Below are 20,110 nucleotides of genomic sequence, written 5' to 3' on the forward strand. Positions count from 1 at the left end.
ACTCCAAAGTCTCCAACCTGGCCTCAAATTCAGATACTAAATCTTGGTACATCGTCTCCACACAGCCCTTATTTCCCTATTGCCCGTATTCCCCTTACTCCATCACTCCGATTAGTTCCAAAGTATAATTATCTGAAGTTTGAATGTAGGCACATTTTTCCTCAACAACTGCTCCTAATTTCCTTTTCTCAAAAGAAGCGGTCATGCCTAGATCAATATGCCGGTATTTCATATTTATGGCCCGTTTTATAGTCTGATATAAAAGTTGTCTGTAGGTATGGAATTCTTTTAGACACTCGTAATCCATTCCTATAAAAGCTGGGACATAGCTATAATTACAATTATTATAGCACAACATCACGCCTATCATCTTTTCGGGGTTATCCTTTAAGCTGACTGCAATAAACTCCCAATTGGGGTGATTGGACATATTTTTAAATAACTTTTCAGGAAAGGTAAATGTATTTAACCCCAGGTTGTTTTTGTGGACTTGATTGTACAACTCCTGGACCTGCTGTAGTTGCTCCTCGTTACAACTATTTAAAACCTCAATATTCAAAAGCGATTCCTTGGCCAATATCTCTTTTCTTAAATGTCTTCTATTTCTTGAGGACAGTCCTGAAACATGGCTTTCAATGGATGCCGTCCCTATTAGGTCGATGGTACAGGAGGCGGGCATTTTTATCCTAATAAATCCTTGTCCTTGAAAATAGGGATTCAGACTTTCCCTTTCTGAAAAATCCCTTAGGACAACCATTTTCACCTCTAAACTATGCTCCAGGCCCTCCAAGGATTTCATTAACCTGTTCAATGCTTGTTTTTTCAACGGATGGATCTTATCAATATAAAGATGCTCTCCTTCCGTGAAAAGAGACCCCATACTTAACACTTTAGATGTCAAATAATAAGGATTCTTTTGTCTTTCCTGCTCAATAGATTTTGAGGCATTCACACTTGCTAACATATCGTCCTTCCATAGACCCAAGGTCAAGAAAGTTACCAAAACCGGATTATTATCCTCATCATAAATGACCACATAATAAAAGTTCCAATTATGTTCTTCCAAAGGATTGTCACTAAATGTTTCCTCCAGGAATTTTAGCCCCTCCCAGTCAAAGGCCCCATGTTTTCCGACATATTTGTTCCAAAGCTTTTTATCGATTTTCAAAATGGAATCTTCTAATTGTACTTTTAAACTGTCTTCGGTTTTATCCTTTTCAATTGATTTCGCCTTCAATTTAAAGGCCTGGTAAACCCTCCCAAGATTTGTATGGGTTTCCTCCAATGCCTTTGGCAGATGATAGGTCATGGCCTCTACCAAACCTTTGATTTCTTGTTTTTCATTATGCCGTGATATGGTGATACGTACACCTGTATTCTTAACAGGGACGGCCGGAAAGATGCCCAAGTTTACATAATAGCCTTCTTTCATCAAACGATTCACAAAATTATACCCCGTTTTGGGCATCCCTGTACCAATGTAAAACACGGGTGAATTGTTCTTATCGATTAAGGGAAGATCGGTTTGCTCCAACAGCCCATTGAAATATTGGGCTCTTTCTTTAAGGTCATTCTGTAATTCATATATCTCAGGAGATAAATGGATCTCTGCAGATGCTGTTGCAGCAGCCACGGAAGCCGGTTCCAATTGTGCAGAAAATGTCAAAGGCCCTCCAAAAGTCTTTATTTCGTGGTACATCTTTTTGTTGGAACAGGCCAACACGGCCCCACTGGCTCCAAAGGTCTTGCTCAGGGTTCCAAACACTAAAACATTTTCCGGAAGTTCCCCGAGCTCACTGAGCGCATAGCCCGTGCCGTTTTTACCTATCCAGCTCATACCATGGACATCATCAATGTAAAGATGTAGTTGGGGATACTTTAAGCAAAGGGCTTTTAGGTCTTGGATAGGCGCATAATCACCATACATGGAATAGATACCATCGGCCATATACCAAATCTTTTTGCGCTTATCGGAAAGCGATTTGATCTTATCCTCCAACATATTGAGGTTGTTATGCCGTATCATATCTATGGGTACACTCCTGTTCTTTAAAACCTTGGCGGCACTTTGCACGCTCCAATGTACCTGATGATCCAGAATAATGGCATCTTGGTCCTTCACCGCACTAGGAATAACTCCCAGATGCCCCAAGGTACTGTTCTTGGTTATTATAATCGGGGTTTCGAACATTTGGGTCACCTTGTCTTCCAATTGCCTATATAGCGGATTGGATATATAAGATTTAGACAATGGAAACTGGGTCCCATAATTTTGAATGGCCTCAATGGCCGCTGTCTTCAATCGGCTATCCTGTTCCAGTCCCAGATACCCTGTGGTTCCAAAATGAAAGAGTGTCCTGTCCTTAATTCCTATTTTCCTTCCGGAGAACTGGTTGCCCTCGGCATATAAATGTAAAACGCCTTCTTGTTTTGCATCTGTAAACACCTCATTTACGGTGTCCAGAAAGTTGTTGTGCTTAATCTTTGCCATCTTATCGTAGGTTTATGACATAAAATTTAAAGCCATTTGTAGGAAATTAAGAAACTGACCTCCTGTTTAATCCCTTATGGATAACTGTTAATCCTTTCAAGACAAGAAAAACCCCATTTTAACTACTGATAAATAGACAGTTACCGAAATTCTGTTGATATTTTTGTAAGTTTATATTAAAAACCAGTTTTCTAAAACCATGTTGACTTATTTCAGAAATGATTATGCAGAATATAGTCTGGATAAAGGCATCCTATTTATAACATACCTTAATGGTGTTAGCATAGACCTAAATGCCTCCATCCAAATTGTAAAAGATAGGCTTTCATTGCATGAAAGTCAGTTTTTACCGGTGCTGTGTGACATTCGTGGGGTAAAAGAAGTCAACAAATCCGCCAGGGCCTATCTGGCCATGGAAGGCTCCACATTAATCAAGGCCGTTGCCTTTATTGTTGAACCGCCCGTATCTGAAGTACTTTCGGAGTTTTACATCCAAACCAGTAAGCCACCAGTACCGACCAAGGCATTTATTGATATCGAAGAGGCCTTGGCTTTTTTAAACTCGTTTAAATAACTTAAACCAACTAAAATCATTACTAAATAAAACACCATGGCAAAAACAAAAGAATGCGTCAGATCAACCAAATGCTTTTGGAAATGGCATCTGGCAACTTTTTTTATCGCCTGGAACGAACCTCTAAAAATGATAACGTTGAAGCACTTATCATAACACTTAATATGCTGGCTGAGGAAATACAGGAAAGCCTGCTCCATCAAGGTTACGTAAATACCAATGAAACGTTTAGCCAAGTAGTGCAAATGACCTTCCTTCTGGATGAGCACGGCCATATCATCATGACCAACAAAGAAGTCTGTAACATATTGTCCATGCTCTGTGCGGACATCATTAACAAACCTTTTGAAAGCTTACTCGTTAAGGAGTCCCAAACAAAATGGAAGCAATGTTGGAAATCCCTTGTTCAAAAAAGCCTTCATGATACTTCATTGGAATTGACATTTAAAACTAAAAGTAGCCTGGTCATTCCCAAGGTATGTTATATAACCACTTGTAAAAACAAAAAGGACGAACAGGGAAAGGTCATTGTAACGGTTATCCATCAATCGACCGATCAGGCCGAAATTGAAAAAAAGCTCAAGGACAGGATTTTTAAGGCTGCCAATACTGAACCCTTATTGGATACAAAAGAAACCACATCCAAAACTCCCAAAATCAGATTGAGCCATGACGATATTAGAAAAATACGCAAAGGGCACGATATCATTATTAATAATCTGGATAAGGAACTGCCCTCACTTAGGGATTTTGCCCTGCAATTGGGAACCAATGAATTCAAATTAAAATATGGCTTTAAGGAACTATACGGAACCACTGTGTATCGCTTCCTATTGTTGGAACGCCTTCGAAAATCAAAGATGATGATCCAGTATACCGACCTTCAATTAAAATCCATTGCCCATATGGTAGGCTTTAAAAGTTTCCCCCATTTTTCCAGGGCTTTTAAAAAGCACTATGAATATACGCCTAGCGAACTTCGAAAAAAGGCCCTCAATGAGGAAATCTAACTGAAATTTTAAGCGATTTTACCATAAATCCTTAACGGTCAAAAACATATCCCTGACAAACAAATAATACTGGGGAACTTTATCATATCAAATCAAAAGGTATGAGACGTTCTAACAAGGGATATCAAATTACAGCAAATAGTATATGTTTTTTATTCATCATACTGTTTGTTTATGCGGCCACAAGTAAACTAATGGATTTTAACCATTTTAAATCGCAACTGGGCCGTTCTCCTTATATCTCCCCCTATGCCAATTGGATGGTTTGGGCTATCCCTTCAGTTGAATTGCTAATTACCGGATTATTCCTTTTTCCAAAACAAAGGGTACTGGCCTTGTATTCCAGCCTATCACTAATGACCATATTCACCACCTACCTCATTGTGGTTTTAAACTTTAGCGATTCTATACCCTGTTCATGTGGAGGCATCCTAGCTACACTGGGATGGAAAGAGCATATCATATTCAATGGGGCATTTATAGTGCTTGCCCTAATCGGGATTTTATCAAAAAAAAAAACAAAACATACTACGTAGTGTCAGGGGTAAGGCCGAAAACCTGTAAAAAAGAGTAGGCCATTAATTTAAAACAGAATATTATGAAATCTAAATTTTTAAAAATGGTTATACCTGCATTTGCTATTTTATTGGCCATAGGTATGTCTTTTGCCACCGAATCCATTAATTCCAGCCAAATTGGCTATTATGATGATCCATTTGAACCTGGCATCGAGGAAGTCAGTACAAATTGTATCAAAAATGGATCGGGCAGCCTTTGTCAAGAAGAAGGTTATCAACTTTATGATACGCCTGCCTTAAATGCTGGCGACGAGTTAAGACAGCCTTAAATTCATTTAAAAAGGTGCCCTAAACGGGCACCTTTTCTTTGACTAACTCAAACTACCTGAGGAATTACTTTCTCAGGTATTCTTTTAATAATGAATCCAGCCGTTTTCCCCTGGCCTTCTTATCTACAATTTGCCCGTTTCTATCCAAAAGCCACACTTCTGGCAATGCATTGATATTATATAAATTGTGATAACTTATTTTAGATTTATTGCCTTTATCCATATGCTGTAACCAACTGGCACATTGTTTATCGGTTATCTCTAAAACACGTTCCTTGGCCTCATCGCCTTCTGCTACGATGCCCACGACTTCAAAACCTTCATCCTTGTATTTTTCATATAATGAAGCCACATGTGGCATTTCCCTAATACAAGGTGCACATCTAATGGACCAAAAATCAACCAATACCAGTTTACCCCTTAATTGGGACAGCTTCACCTCTGTCCCATCAAGACCGACTAGATCCATCTCAATGGACACAGAAACTTCTTCTTCCGTTAATGCTTCCCTGGCCTTCTTCTGGGACATTAATTTCTCATTCAATAGTTTTACAGCATCACCGCTTGCCAACATCTTTTGATTTGATGACATTTCAATAAATGATTTGGTATAGGACTCCGCTAACTTGGGTGACCGTATTTTCAAGGGTTCCTCCAATAAGCTCAAGATATATTCTGCCAAAGGCTCATAGTCAGGGTACTTCTCCAAAAGTTCAAAAAGCCTTAAGTAAATGGAACCCCAGTACTGTTTATCAAAATGTGCCCAATAATCATCCTCCCTGTCCATTTTTGGTAGGGCATCGTACCAGCGTTTGGCCAGGTTAAAATCCCTACCAAGCAAACGTACCTCAACTTCCGCCTTACGCTCATCGGAGGCATCTGAGTTCAATACACGTTCTACCAACGCATTTCCTTTCTCTACCCATTTATCCATAGCCTTATCATCCACTGGTAGGGCACGATAAAAATCGGTGACTTTTGGCCCATAACGTACCGGCCCAGTGAAGCTGGACAAGAATGCTACCCTGTCCGCATCCATATCCTTCGAAATGAATTTAGGCTCAAAATACAGGTGCAAAAACCAATTGAGCATTTCATCATAATGCTCACTTTCAGGATATTTATCCATAAAATCCTCGGCCATTTTGGATCGCTTGGTATACACGGCATCAATTAATTTGGAATATTCCAGCAGGTTTGAGCTATCTAAGTAATCACATTGTTCTTTGGTTTCACACAACCTAGATTTATTGGCCTGAAAATAGGCCCAATCCTTTTCCTCTTGGGGATTCATATTTTGGGATTGTGAACAGCTTAGAACGTTTAAACTGATAATAATTAAAATAATAATACGTCTCATAATCTATAATTTTAAAATCAGTAGCCGGCATTCTGTGGTTTCAAATTGGGATTGAGCTCCAATTCCGACTCGGGAATTGGCAATACAATATCCGTATTGCGCCACCCTGCCTTGATTGGGGACAATACTTCTTCTGCTTTTCCCATCCGTTTTAAATCAAACCAGCGATGTCCCTGTTCGGTAAACAATTCCAAACGGCGTTCGTGAAGTATGACATCCAATAGTGACGCTTTATCATTGGCCGTGGTATTACCTAAACCAGCCCGGTTTCTAATGACATTGATATCGGCCTGTGATCCCGATATGTCTCCTAATTGCACCCTGGCCTCGGCACGTATCAAGTACTGCTCTGCCAACCTAAAAAGAATGGAGTATTCTTCGGATTGTGTAGTGGTATTATGGGTGGCCTTGTATTTATGGGCATAGTATAAGGTGGTCTGGCCATCATCGCTTGTTATACTGTTTGTCCAATGCGTATACCGCAAATCACCAGCCTCGAATGCCCCAACTAGATCATCCATTAGGGCCATCCCTTGTGTTGGTATACCGGTTATTATCAATTGCAGGGCATCATAGGTATTGACTGGGTTGTCTCCTAGCATTAACTGCCAGATGGTTTCATTGGAACCTTTTAAAAATACCTTATCGATATCCTCCAGACCATAATTCCCTATCAGATTGGAGGCCATGGTCTCTGCCATGGCCCAATCTCCAGAATATAGATAAATCCTCGCCAATAAAGCATAGACCACCTGTAAGTTTGGTAAGATATTTTCATTTGCCTGATTATTATTATCCAATAAGTTTACAGCCTCATTAAGATCTCCGATCAGCTTTTCAAATACCTCTGGTTCGGGAGTCCTAATGGCTCTATTGTTCTCAATATAATCTGTGGTCATGATATAAGGCACTTCTCCAAAAAGGGATAGCAATAGGCTATGCAAATAGGCACGAACAAACAGCGCCTGCCCTGTAAATCGGTCTTTATCTTCTTCGCTCAAAGTCTGTGAAGCGGCTACCCCTTCAATAATATCGTTGGCAGCGTATATCAAATTAAAGGCATGGTTCCACCAGAGCGACACCTGACCATCCGACGCCAGTACATTATGGCTATATAACTTTAATATATCTGGGGAGCTTCCAAAATAATCCAATTCGTCTGCATAGATTCCCAAGGAGGTACTTATCGAAAAATTTCCGGATACCAATCCCTGTTGGCGCATCTTGACAAAGATATTGGCCATGGCCGATTCCACCGTAGCCGCATCTTCAAAGACCGTTTTGGTCACCAAACTATTTTTAGGTGGATCCACTTCCACAAAGGAATCACAACTTATGGTTGTTATGATCAACATGGCAAGTATGGTATACATCCATACCCTTGTTTTATTTATATATAATTTCATAATTATCTTTTTTATGTTAAAAATTCAACTGAAGCCCCAAGGTTACCTGCCTTAATGGAGGAAGAATCTCAAATGAGGCCTGCTCAGGGTCCGGGCCTTCATAATTCGTTATAACAAACAGGTTCTGCCCTTGTAGATATAAGTTCATATCAAACCCTTTGCTCAGGCTTTTAGGCACCTTATAGGTCAGGGAAACATTCCGCAAGCGGATAAAAGAAGCATCCGAAACCGCCGCATTGCTCTCCCGTTGAAAACCTTCGGCTTCCGACACACCGGGATAACGTGCCAAACCACTGGCACGTTGGATAGGGTTACTATCTCCGGGATTTTGCCAACGGTCGAAAAGCTGTATGGGCGCATTTTGCCTAAAACCTACCATGGCACCGGCATTTAAATAATTAAAGGCCTTTTGCTTCTTAAACTGAAAGAACAGATCCAAGGACAGATTTTTATAACTTAGGGTATTGCCCAGACCACCATAAAACTCAGGGGCCAAGTCTTCGAACCATTGCTTGTCATCCAAGGCGCTTATGTTTCCATCATTGTTATAATCCTCGAATTGGTAGAGGCCTGTATCGGGATCCACTCCCAAAGATTGGTATAAGGGTACACTGGTAAGGGCCTCCCCTATGCGATACCTATTGGCAAAGGCCGAATTTTCCAAATCGGGAAAACGTACCAACTTATTTTTGGGTACGGTAAGATTAAAAGTGCTGCTCCAATTAAAATGCTTGCTTTGGATATTGGTGGTACGGAAATCGATTTCCAGACCAGTGTTCTCCACCGTGGCATCAAAATTGGCCACTAGACTGTTAAAGCCTGTGGTTCCTGCCAAGGGCATACCAATAAGCTGATTGGAAGACCTGTTTTGGTACCAAGCCGTATTGAGCCTTATGGCATCATTAAAAAACCCAAGTTCCAAAGCCACCTCCAGTTTTTTATTGGATTCCCAGCCAAAGTTTGGGTTAAATACCCCTGTAGGTTCTAATGCCGAAACCCCATTATAATCAAACCCTGTAATACTATAGGTACTTAAAAACCGATAATCACCGATGTTATCGCTACCGGTAATCCCGTAGCTGCCCCTTAATTTCCCAAAACTCAAAAAGGCGCTGTTTTGGAACAACCCTTCTTCTGAAAACAACCATGCCAATCCAACGGCACCAAAGTTCCCAAATTGTTTTCCGGGGCCAAAACGGGAGGAGCCATCCCGTCTTCCGGTTAGATTCAGGATATACTTATCCCTGTAATTTAGGTTGACACGCCCAAACACCGCCTGATAATTATAATCGCTATTATTATCCCTAAAGACCTCTATGGTCCTAGCGGCCGAAAGATTGAACAACAGACTATTACTGGAAAATCCTCTGGCCGTTTGTACCAGGTTTTGTTCGCTCTGTTTTTGAAAGGTACTGCCCAGCAACACATTAATGGCCAATGCGCCGTACTGCTGCTTCCAATTCAATTGGGGTTCTATGATCCAGGAATCCCGGCTACTTGTATTGATATCAAAGGAGGAACTACTGGCATCCAAGTTCAGATTGGGCCGTCTTGCCTTACTGGGAAACACCCTATAGGACTCCATTTGGTTATTGGTATAGCCAAAATTGGATCGTAATTCCAAATTATTAGTCAAACTATAGGACAGGTTCATTTGGGCAATAAACGTATTGCTCTGTGCCCTGTATTTTTGTTCCAAGGATGCCAAGGGATTATCCCAAGTGCTGTCCTCCCAATTAAGGTCGCCATTTTCATGGTATAAGGCCGGTGCATTGGGCTGCAATCGATAAGCCAAAACGGTAAAATCCTGTCGGGGCAATTTATTATCCTCTATACTGTAGTTTGTGGACAAACTGATCGTAAAACGTTCGTCCTTGGAATGATGGGTCAAATGGCTTCTCCCGGACATCCTTTGGTAATTCCCATCCCCGGGAAACACCGTAGTTTCTTTTTGGTAATTACCGCTTACCAAAAACTGGGTTTGGACAGTCCCTCCGGAAACTGACACCTGTACTTTGTTCCGGCAGGCCGTGCCACCAATGAGTTCCTTTTGCCAATCGGTATAACGGTTTTGGTCCCATGTCTTTAAACTGGGCCAAATAAAATCAAATGCCGGGTTTTCCAGAAAGGCACCAAAGCCGTCATTGACCACGCCTTCACGTGCCACTTCCAGATATTGCTGGGTGTTCATGAGCTCCATAAATCGGGGCACCTGTCCTATGGTGGTACTAAGGCTGGCCGACACTTTGGTCTTTCCGGCCCTTCCCTTTTTAGTGGTAATCAGCACCACCCCATTGGCCCCACGGGAACCATAGATGGCCGTGGCATCGGCGTCCTTGAGTACCTCGATACGTTCTATATCCAAGGGATCAATGGCATTTAAAGGGCTAACGTTCCCCCTATTGATGCCCGAGGACACCAAAGTAGACTCCAAGGACTGGCCTCCATAAGGCACACCATCTACAATAAACAGGGGATCTGTTCCACCGTTTATAAAATTCTTGCCCCTGATGTCTATCTGGTAACCACCACCAGGGACGCCAGTGGTCTGTACAATATTGACGCCCGCTAAATGCCCCTGCATGGCCGCCATGGGGTTATTAACCGGCTGTTGTTCAATGGTCTTGGCCGCTATCTTGGCAATACTGCCCGTGCGTTCCCTGTCCTTAACGGTATAATACCCGGCATTAAGGGTTACGGTATCCAGTTGGGTAATATCTTCTTCCAGCTGCACATTGACGGCCGTACCATTTTTGATAGTCACGGTCTGCCTTACAAAGCCCAAGGCCGAAAACACCAAGGTATCCCCTGTGGATGCCGTTATACTATAGGAACCATCAAAGTTGGAGACCACACCTTTTTTGGTAGCTTCTACCATCACATGCACCCCGGCCAATGGATGGCCCGAAGTATCGGTGATAAGCCCATGGATTTGAAGCTCTTGAACGGCATGGGTAAAGAGGGGCAGCAGGCAGGAAAAAACCATAGAGAATAACAGGCTCCTACCCTTAGTTGTATAATTATTTTTCATAATTTTGAATTAGAAGTTGAACATTTATTGTTTAATCCATAAAGACCTCCTAAGAACCCTGCAAAAGTTTACTAGGAGGCTTTATTTTTTAGTGTCTATCCATAGGCGGTTTGGTTTAAAGGTTAAACATGGGCGCTTTTACCTTAGATGCCTTCTTGTATGACAGTTTCCCATCATAACAAGGCACATCTAAGGCCGTAAAAAGCACCGCTACTTGAGCTATTAATTATACTTTGGCTCGGATACCATTAAAAAAGTGAATCGTGAGGTTATGGGATACAAGGGGTGTCGTGATCCGAGAAAAAAAAAGTGTATCGTCCATCCCATAACAAATTGCCTATATAGGGCATTTGGGCTTTTTTACAAACAGGAGCTCATAATTGGTTTTACCAGATTGATAACTGATACCAACCCCATGTTTAGGGTCATTGGCAGCAGTTACTTTTAAGTATGGACGTTTAGTCTCCAAATAATAGAACCTTTGGTTTGTAAATGGCCTTATCAATACTTGCAAGACTTCTAATAATTAAAAAGTACCGCTTAGAAAAAGTTAAGTTTAAGCCATTATGTAAGGAAACAGAAAGCGTGAAACTCAACTTACCTGTTAGTGGTACTGGTATACCTTGCACCGATAAGAGAGCCCACGCCTAGGTCGTGAGCCAATCTACTTATCATCTCAGGTGCAAAAATTACCAGTTTTCTAACAGAGATTCAAAGCGACAGCTTCTAATATTTTCTATACGAAGAATCGCAAAAATAAAAATTACTATTCAATTCATGATGAATAGAATTAATCTATAGCAAATATAAAAATAAATACCACATTGACAAATTTGACAATTATTATTTTAAATAAAAACACAACTTCACCAAGTGAAGAAGAAAAATCAGTTATATTATAAAGCTTTCGGAAAGAATCTGGAATTCTTAATTGAAAAGTACAATACAGATGTGATGACCGTTGCTTCTTTAGGTAAAATTGAACCTAAACAAGTTTATCGAACCCTTAAAGGAGAACATGGGATTTCTATGAAAACAATATTATCCCTAGCCGAAGGGTTAGAAATTCATCCGAAAGAATTATTTGATTTCGACCTTGAAAACAACTAATTAGATACTTATCCTCAATCCCCTGAAATTCTGGCTTAAGCCATTTACTATATTTAAAAACCTACCCTTATTCTGATAGTATTATAGTATATTAGGATGCCAAAAACAGGTTACTGCATCAGGAGCGGTATTGAAATACCCTTTAACCCCAAACAACCCATGACCAAAATGTCCTGGAAAGTCTGGAACCAGTTTGCCAATAAGGATTATCCTGAAAAGTATTGCCATAATACTGCTAAGGAATCTGATGGAAAGACTTCCATACGGCCTATTTTGAGGGAATAGGGTCTATGTCCATTTCTTTGAAGAATCACCTTTTTGATTAAATTTCTATAAATACATTTAATTCTGCTAAAAACACATTGAATTTGTAAGAATATTATTTATTTTTAACTTAATAGATATAAACGCAATTGTGTTTATGTAACCGTTGGGCAAAATTTAAACCAAGCACTATTAATGACAATTGACAACAAACCGCAAAATTGGAAAGAACTTCAAATAAAAGTTGGAAAAATTTTAACTCAATGTGGTTTTGTTGTTTCAGTAGAAAAAAAGGTTCAATCAATTAGGAGTCAAATTGAAATTGATGTTTACGCGGAGGAATCAATAGATGATAGGCCTTATAAAATTCTAATAGAATGTAAAATGTGGAAATCAAATATTCCACAGCTTTATGTACACGGACTAAGAACAGTAGTAAGTGACGTTGGAGCAAATATTGGATATATTATAACTACAAGTGACTTTCAAAAAGGTGCGGTTGAGTCTATTAAAAACACGAATGTTGAATTGATAACTTGGAGTGAATTTCAGAAAAAATTCTTTAAGAGTTGGTATCTAAATTTTTTCTCTAAAAAACTACATTTCGACATTCTAAAAAATAACTATGACCCCACTTCAATTCAATTTTATGATGATTACGATAAAATCAAAAGGCAGGATTTTAATACACTTATTGAAAAATATAATTTGTTAAACTTAATTTCTGACCATTTTCCTCATCACATTATGAAAGAGTTTGTTGGTCAGCTTACAGATATTGAAAATAAACTACCATTAGAAGAAAAATTAATCACAGAAGAATGGGAATACAATCTTGACTTATTACCAAAAGAATTATTAAGGGTTGAAAACTATTCTCAATTTCTGAGTTTATTGAGAATATTTGCTCAACCTGTATATTCTGAAATGGACAAATTAGATTTGGATTCTAATTTAGATTATGAATAAAGAAAAAACTATGCCCAACACAGTATATGAAAAATTGCTGATTTTAGGCTTAAACAAAGGTTGTTGTACGTTTGCTACATCTGATTTTCATCCGGAAAATCCTCGCATACAAACACGCAACATTTCATATACATAAACGTTAGCTATAATTTGAGAAATGCTAAAAACAAGAAACATTTTTATTGATACAGAAACCTTCGTAGCAAACAATTTTTTCCAAAATAAAAATTTATCGAGATTGGCCGAATTTGGGAAGATGGATACTGTTAATCTATACTTGACTGAAATTACTATTAAAGAAATTCAATCAAATATTCGTGAAGAATTACAATATGCTCAAGACGAAATCAATCGATTCAAAAAAAATATAGCAAATAAAGGCAGGATTTTAAAAAATGTAGAAGAATACAGCAAATATATTTCTCTTCCTAAACTTGACATTAATGTTGATTATGACAAAATCAACGAAGAACTTGATAAATTTATTGAAACAGGAAAAATAACAATCATCCCTTTTACAACTGCGGATTTAAGAGATATTATCTATAGATATTTTAATCGAGAAAAACCGTTTGGCTTGGGTAAAAAAAAATATGAATTTCCAGATGCGATTGTATTGTCTGCAATTGAAAAATGGTGTGAGGAATATTCCTGTCAAATCTATGTTGTTAGCCAAGACAAAGACTTAAAAGATTATACTTCTAAAAACATCATTCCAATTCCTAATTTGAGAACAATATTAAATAAAATAAATACTCAGTTTAATAATGATAGACTGGAATGGATTAATAAAATATTCTTAGATTCGGAAGAGATTATTAAAGAAAAAATAATAGAAAAATTTAGTTTCAAAATCAAGGATGAAATCTGGTATGATGTAAGTATTGAAAATGTAGAAGTAGATGAAATTAAACTTTTTGAGCCATCAATTGTTCAGGACAATCAAGATATTGGAGAAACTATATTTCAATTCGATTTTGACATAAGTTTTAGTATGGATGTTTATTATAGTGACCATTCATTAAGCTCTTATGATAAAGAAGATGACAAATGGTATTTTCCAGAGCCGAGAACCGTAAATATAGCCTTAGCAACAACACAAACAGCAGAAATTTCAATTGAGGCTATTTATGAAGATAGACTTTTAAACAAAAATAATGATATTAGCATTTTTTGTTCGTATTGTAGCATTCCTGATTCTGAAAAAATAACTGACGAACTTGATGGATATCAATTACAATTATAAAAAACTGTGGCTAACAAAGATGTATAACCGCAATTACGGCGGATTCGACTGCGTTCGAATCCACTCGGAATTGCTAATGCCAGCACTAAGCCGAAAATTAATGCATATTAACATGTAACAGAGGTTATACGAACCGTTGTAAACAAGCTCTGAAAAGCCATCATACGGTCAAGTACATTTCATTTTACTCGTACCTCACAAAATAAAAAGAACTTACCTTTTCCCAACGTCACTCGAATTGAATATCATGAAATATTTACTATATTTGTCAAATACTGACAAGTCCAAAAATTCAAGTCAAATGAAACAATATTTCGGAGAATACATCAGGCAATTACGGACGAAGAGCGAACTTACTTTAACTCAACTCGGAGCAAAGCTTGATTTGGATTCTGCAAATTTGAGCAAAATTGAAAATGGAAAAAGGGAATTTGATGAAAAACGCCTTGAATTATTAGCTTCTGTTTTCGATCTTGATATTGAAAACTTAAAAACTGAATTTTTTAGTGAACTCTTTGCTAAGAAAATATACGAAACTAATTGTTCCACGGAAGTTCTCAAGGTCGCAGAAGAAAAGGTAAAATACTACAGAGAACAAAATGTTAAACAAGGAAGACTTAAATTATAGATGCCTGAAAGAAAAGAACAATTAACTGAATTGGTTAAAAGATACCAAGCCTTCAAGGAAGATGGACGCCTAGATTTGAGTTCTGAGGAAACTATAAGAACTTGGATTAATGAGTTTCTTTCAATCTTCGATTGGGATGTAATGGACACATCACAAGTACTTCAAGAGAAAGTTTTATCAAGAGAAGAAAAAGAGAGATTAGAAGAAATTGACTCAACTTCTACTCGACCAGATTACACTTTTAAAATAGGAAATCAAAAACTTACTTTTCTTGACGCTAAAGCAGTTTCGGTTAATATTGAAACAAGTACCTCTTCTGCTTTTCAAATAAAATCTTATGGTTGGTCAATTTCTGGTTCTTGTACATTCTTGACAAATTTCGAAGAATTTGCAATTTATGATTGTACTTATATCCCCTCCCAAGAACAACCAGCGAACTTAGGCAGAACCTATCTGAAAATAGAAGATTATGTTGACAACTTTGATGTTTTAGAAACACATCTTCTTAAATCTAATATTCTAAACGGAACTCTTGAAAAACTTTATTCTGATACTCTTAAAAATGTAAGTAGTGTTCAAAAATTATCGCCTGACTTAGTTTTTGCAGAAGAGCTTTCAAAATTTAGATTATCTCTGGCTAAGAATATAGTAGAAAATAATAGCGACCTAATAAGTAATAATGCAGAATTACTAGCTTATTTAACACAAGTAATTATCAATCGTATAATATTTATTAGAATTTGTGAGGCTAGAAGAATTGAAAGAGATGGGTTGTTACTAACCTTTCTAGAAACAGATTTTTGGTCTGAGTTCAAAAACTCATCTTACAATGATTTCTTCGAACATTATGATGGACCTCTTTTTGATAGAATAAGTGATATCCAAGAACTAGAAGTAGATAACGAAATCATCAAAGAATTATTAGATAAACTTTATTATCCTTCACCGTATAGATTTGAAGTTATTCCAACAAAACTTTTGAGTGACATTTATGAGATTTTCTTGTCAAAAAAACTAATAATTGAAGATGGAGAAGTTTCAGAGAAACTTAAACTCGAATACATTAAAACTAATGGTGCAATTAGTACACCTCAATATTTAGTTCAAGATTTACTCAAGAGAACCATCATTAAAGAAAGTCTATTAGAAAGAGGACTTGAAAGTATTTCAGAAACTAAAATTTTAGATTTTGCTTGTGGTAGTGGAATTTTTCTAATTGAAACTTTCGATTATTTACAAGAAATTTTCATCGATTATTACAAAGAAAATCCATCTGAAGCCTTTAGTGATTTCTTTTTTCAGAACTCTGATTTAACTACCTTAACTATTTCTGGAAAAAGACATCTAATCTCAAATTGTATTTTTGGAGTTGACATTGACCCAGAAGCAGTTGAAGTTGCAAGAATGTCATTATCACTTAAGGTGGTTGATAGTTCGGAATTTTATGAAAACTACCAAGAAATTGGGATTTATGGTAATCAAATTTTAAATAACGTTGGAAATAATATTAAATGTGGGAACACACTCGTTTCAAATGACATAACTGTCAAATATCCATTAATAATTTCGGACGAACCACAACTTTATAGAACAAATAGTTTTGACTATAATAGTGAGAATGGCTTTTCCGAAATCTTTGATACTAAATGTGGTTTTGATTACATAGTTGGTAATCCACCTTATGTTGAAGTCAAAAATTATAATGTGGAATATCCTTTTATGCATCAATATATAAAAGACGAATATGTAACTACAAAAAATGGAAAAATTGATTTGGCAGTAGCATTTGTAGAACGAGCATTTTCAATTTTAAATGACAATGGAAAACTTGGGTTAATTGTTCAAAGGAGATTTTTCAAGACTGATTACGGAAAAAAAATTCGTGAATATATAAGTTCTAGAAACTTGCTTTCGCAAGTTATAGAATTTGAAAATTCGAATATATTTCCAAATCGGATAACCTATATAGCAACTCTTATTTTAGATAAAGCAAGACCAGAAAATATTTCATTCTTGAAAATAGATTCTGATTTAGAAGAAATCCCGTCTACTTTGAGGAGTATCCAACCTTTTGAAAATGATGACACGCAGTTTTCCATAATACCTTCTAGTGGGTTAAATCAAAACCCTTGGAATTTCGAAGATGCTGATTTGCTTGCAATAAAAACTTCACTTCTAGAAAATCACGGAAAATTTGGCGATTTTGCAAAAGTCAAAGTTGGTATCCAAGTTCTTTGGGATAGAGCCTATCATATCAAAGTAACATCAATAAATGATGATGGAACACTCACAGGAAACACTCATCTTGAAGAAGGTATTACTATTGAGATAGATGCTTGTCGTCCTTTAATGGTCAATGAAAAGTTTTATCCTTTTTGTAATGACGAAACATCTACTTATGTGATTTTCCCTTATGATACGTCATTAGATGAAAACACACCTATTCCATTTTCAGAATTTAACGAGCGATTCAGATTAGCTGGTCAATATCTTACTAGACATAGGGATGAAATAGCTAGTAATGTGGCAACTTGTGATGGAGAGGAAAATTGGCATCAATTTACAAGAGTTCAAAATCATAAGGCAGTTTATTCTAAAGTTTTACTGCCTATGACGGCTAATGACACATACGCTACAGTAACGCAGAACCCCTTAAATTACTGTGATAACGCTAATATGTTCTTCATTGATATTCCAGAAAAAAGTGAAAACAATTTATTTGCAGTTTCTGGCATAGTTAATTCGACTTTATTTTCCGTTTTAGCAAGGTCAATCGCATTAAGTCAACAGAATGGATATTTTAAATTTAACAAGCAATTTATTGAGCCAATTCCGTTTCCTAGAGAAAATTTCAATACTAATACTGCCTTAGTAAACGAAATTTCGACAATAGCAATTAGTATTAAACAAACACAGGAACAATATAGAAGTTCTTCACCAAGACAAAAGACCATTTTAAAGAATTTGCTTAATGCTTATTGGTCCAATCTTGATAATAAAGTCTACGAGTTATACGAATTGACCAATGACCAAATTTCCTTTTTCAATGAAAGAGGTAGAAATATTAATAGAATAGAAATACTTGATAGATTATGATTAATAAAGAGATATCAAAATTTCTAAATGAGCTATCTGACAACTTATCAATTGTCAATAAGCTAATTATTGGTGCTTACCTTCAATTTAATAACATCAAAATAAAAAACAATAAATTAATTCTTTCTTGTATACAAGGCAATGACAAGCAAACCGTTGACACCTTTATTAATTTAATAAAACTAAAGAATGGAAAATTTGATTTTGAAGATGTTATTCATTTATTTGAAACAAGTATACCTACACATGATATTTCAGTAAATGGTGCTGTTTACACACCAGATTATATCAAAGATTATATAGTTAAAGAAACACTTAACAAAATTAGAAATTTCGATTTACCTGATTTAAAAGTAGCTGATATTGCTTGCGGAACAGGAGCTTTCCTATACACTGTAGCACAAGAAATAAAGATTAAGTCAAACAAAAGTTATTTTGAAATTTTCAAAGAAAACATATACGGTCTTGATATTTCTGACTACACAATTACTAGAGCAAAAATTTTACTATCACTCTTAGCGCTTTCCAATGGAGAAGATAAAGAAGAATTTGAGTTTAATTTAATGGTTGGAAATGCTCTAAATTATAATTGGAATAAAAAAATAAAAGAGTTCAAAGGTTTCGATATTGTTGTAGGTAATCCACCTTATGTTCGAGCGAAAAATTTAAGTGAAGAAACTAAATCACTTCTAACAAATTGGGAAGTCACAAAGACTGGAAATCCAGATTTGTACATTCCTTTTTTTGAAATTGGTCTTAAGTATTTAAAACCAAGTGGTATTCTTGGTTATATAACAGTAAATACTTTTAAGAGAAGTGTTAACGCTCGAAACCTTAGAGAGTATTTTAAAACTAATCTATTTGACTTAAAAATTATAGATTTTGGTAGTTCACAAATATTTGCAAACAAATCTACTTATACCTGCATTGTATTTATTGAAAAACAAAAATCAAATGAAGTTAAATACCAAAAAATAACGGCAAAAGACTTTCTAAATAAAAACCTAAAAGACTTTACTCGAATCAATTATAATCTATTAAACACAAAAAAGGGTTGGATTTTGAATAAACCAGATGTTTTAGAGAATATTAACAAAATTGAAAGTATTGGTATTCCATTAGGAGACAAATATCCAATAAGAAATGGTTTAGCAACATTAAGTAATGATATTTTTATTTTTAAGCCGGTTGACGAAGATGAAAATTATTACTATCATCAAAACGGAAAACTTCATAAAATAGAAAAAGGAATTTGTCGAGATGTTATAAAACCTAATAGGCTAAAGACAGAATTAGAAATTCCTGTATTAAAAGAACAAATAATCTTTCCTTACTATCAAGATAATTTTCAAGCAAATAATTTCGACTATAAACCAAATAAGAAAATAGTATTTGAAGAAAATTACTTCAAAGAAAATTTCCCTGAGGCATACAAATATTTAAAAGAAAACAAAGTTCAGTTATTAAATAGAGATAAAGGGAAAAAAACTAAGTATAAATGGTACGAATTTGGAAGAACACAGGCATTAAATGATTCTGGCAAAAAGTTGTTATTTCCATATATGGCAGGACAACCTTATTTTGTTTATACTGACCAAGAAGACTTACTACTTTATGCTGGATATGCAGTATATTTTGACTCGGAACGTGAACTAAAAGTACTAAAGCGAATTTTGGAATCTAAAGTGTTTTGGTATTATATTAAAAAAACTAGTAAACCATATTCAGGCAATTATTTTGCATTAGCCAAAAACTATGTTAAGGATTTTGGAGTTTGTAATTTGAATGAAAATGAGAAGACTTTTTTACTAAACACCGAATCGGATGAAGAAAGAAATGAATTCCTTTTGGAAAAATATAAAATAAATCGGAAAACATTAGCGGAATAAGTCAACGCTTAAAGCCATACACATTTACAGTCGCATCATCCGTGCTTAACCAAAACTGTAAAAGAGTATGTTTTGCTAACGCTAGCAAGTTTGCGTAAAGAAAGGCCAGTGTACAACAATGCATCCTATGAAGGGTACTAGCCAAGTTCTTCAAAGTTTTTATTTAAATCTTACATTTTTTTGAATACC

The 20,110-nt window shown here is 36.4% G+C and carries 16 protein-coding genes; 10 read left to right on the forward strand and 6 right to left on the reverse strand.

The window, feature by feature from the left end:
• Positions 1-94 precede the first annotated feature (94 nt).
• On the reverse strand, positions 95-2,491 hold the full coding sequence (locus FUA24_RS03365; RefSeq protein WP_148540055.1) for an aminotransferase class I/II-fold pyridoxal phosphate-dependent enzyme: 2,397 nt from the start codon (positions 2,489-2,491) through the stop codon (positions 95-97).
• Between the two features lie 199 nt (positions 2,492-2,690).
• Here FUA24_RS03365 and FUA24_RS03370 point away from each other — a divergent pair, with 199 nt between their 5' ends.
• The 4 genes from FUA24_RS03370 to FUA24_RS03385 all read left to right on the forward strand — a co-directional run bounded on the left by FUA24_RS03370 (position 2,691) and on the right by FUA24_RS03385 (position 4,922).
• A complete protein-coding gene (locus FUA24_RS03370) occupies positions 2,691-3,065 on the forward strand; it encodes a DUF7793 family protein (protein ID WP_148540056.1) in 375 nt (124 codons plus the stop codon).
• 53 nt (positions 3,066-3,118) lie between these two features.
• The gene (locus FUA24_RS03375) at positions 3,119-4,075 is read left to right on the forward strand and encodes a helix-turn-helix domain-containing protein (RefSeq protein ID WP_148540057.1); all 957 of its coding nucleotides are present in this window, start codon (positions 3,119-3,121) and stop codon (positions 4,073-4,075) included.
• Between the two features lie 101 nt (positions 4,076-4,176).
• Positions 4,177-4,611: a MauE/DoxX family redox-associated membrane protein gene (locus tag FUA24_RS03380; RefSeq protein WP_148540058.1), complete on the forward strand. Its 435-nt coding sequence runs from the start codon at positions 4,177-4,179 to the stop codon at positions 4,609-4,611.
• Positions 4,612-4,673: 62 nt separating this feature from the next.
• Complete coding sequence (locus tag FUA24_RS03385; RefSeq protein ID WP_148540059.1) at positions 4,674-4,922, forward strand: DUF6520 family protein; 249 nt, start codon at positions 4,674-4,676, stop codon at positions 4,920-4,922.
• 64 nt (positions 4,923-4,986) lie between these two features.
• Here the strand turns inward: FUA24_RS03385 and FUA24_RS03390 are convergent, their stop codons facing one another.
• The 4 genes from FUA24_RS03390 to FUA24_RS26030 all read right to left on the reverse strand — a co-directional run bounded on the left by FUA24_RS03390 (position 4,987) and on the right by FUA24_RS26030 (position 11,188).
• Positions 4,987-6,282, reverse strand: coding sequence for a TlpA family protein disulfide reductase (locus tag FUA24_RS03390; RefSeq protein WP_148540060.1), 1,296 nt, complete (start codon positions 6,280-6,282; stop codon positions 4,987-4,989).
• A 17-nt stretch (positions 6,283-6,299) separates the two neighbouring features.
• Positions 6,300-7,688 (reverse strand): RagB/SusD family nutrient uptake outer membrane protein, encoded by a 1,389-nt coding sequence (locus FUA24_RS03395; RefSeq protein WP_246146937.1) that lies wholly within the window; start codon positions 7,686-7,688, stop codon positions 6,300-6,302.
• 16 nt (positions 7,689-7,704) lie between these two features.
• Positions 7,705-10,719: a SusC/RagA family TonB-linked outer membrane protein gene (locus tag FUA24_RS03400; protein WP_148540061.1), complete on the reverse strand. Its 3,015-nt coding sequence runs from the start codon at positions 10,717-10,719 to the stop codon at positions 7,705-7,707.
• Between the two features lie 337 nt (positions 10,720-11,056).
• The gene (locus FUA24_RS26030) at positions 11,057-11,188 is read right to left on the reverse strand and encodes a hypothetical protein (RefSeq protein ID WP_262713600.1); all 132 of its coding nucleotides are present in this window, start codon (positions 11,186-11,188) and stop codon (positions 11,057-11,059) included.
• Positions 11,189-11,592: 404 nt separating this feature from the next.
• On the opposite strand from FUA24_RS26030, the gene FUA24_RS03405 reads away from it, so the two are divergent.
• On the forward strand, positions 11,593-11,829 hold the full coding sequence (locus tag FUA24_RS03405; RefSeq protein ID WP_148540062.1) for a hypothetical protein: 237 nt from the start codon (positions 11,593-11,595) through the stop codon (positions 11,827-11,829).
• Between the two features lie 81 nt (positions 11,830-11,910).
• Here FUA24_RS03405 and FUA24_RS24940 read toward each other — a convergent pair whose 3' ends face one another.
• The gene (locus tag FUA24_RS24940; RefSeq protein ID WP_187388143.1) at positions 11,911-12,057 is read right to left on the reverse strand and encodes a hypothetical protein; all 147 of its coding nucleotides are present in this window, start codon (positions 12,055-12,057) and stop codon (positions 11,911-11,913) included.
• A 231-nt stretch (positions 12,058-12,288) separates the two neighbouring features.
• Here FUA24_RS24940 and FUA24_RS03410 point away from each other — a divergent pair, with 231 nt between their 5' ends.
• The 5 genes from FUA24_RS03410 (at position 12,289) to FUA24_RS03430 (ending at position 19,921) form a co-directional block, all read left to right on the forward strand.
• Entirely contained in the window at positions 12,289-13,062 is a 774-nt protein-coding gene (locus FUA24_RS03410) for a restriction endonuclease (RefSeq protein ID WP_148540063.1), read from the forward strand.
• 157 nt (positions 13,063-13,219) lie between these two features.
• Entirely contained in the window at positions 13,220-14,308 is a 1,089-nt protein-coding gene (locus FUA24_RS03415; RefSeq protein ID WP_148540064.1) for a PIN domain-containing protein, read from the forward strand.
• Positions 14,309-14,609: 301 nt separating this feature from the next.
• On the forward strand, positions 14,610-14,936 hold the full coding sequence (locus FUA24_RS03420; protein ID WP_187388144.1) for a helix-turn-helix domain-containing protein: 327 nt from the start codon (positions 14,610-14,612) through the stop codon (positions 14,934-14,936).
• Complete coding sequence (locus FUA24_RS03425; RefSeq protein WP_148540066.1) at positions 14,937-18,032, forward strand: Eco57I restriction-modification methylase domain-containing protein; 3,096 nt, start codon at positions 14,937-14,939, stop codon at positions 18,030-18,032.
• Entirely contained in the window at positions 18,029-19,921 is a 1,893-nt protein-coding gene (locus FUA24_RS03430) for an Eco57I restriction-modification methylase domain-containing protein (RefSeq protein WP_222861308.1), read from the forward strand. The genes FUA24_RS03425 and FUA24_RS03430 overlap by 4 nt, the downstream gene beginning before the upstream one ends.
• Positions 19,922-20,110 lie beyond the last annotated feature (189 nt).

This window comes from Seonamhaeicola marinus (genome assembly GCF_008085455.1).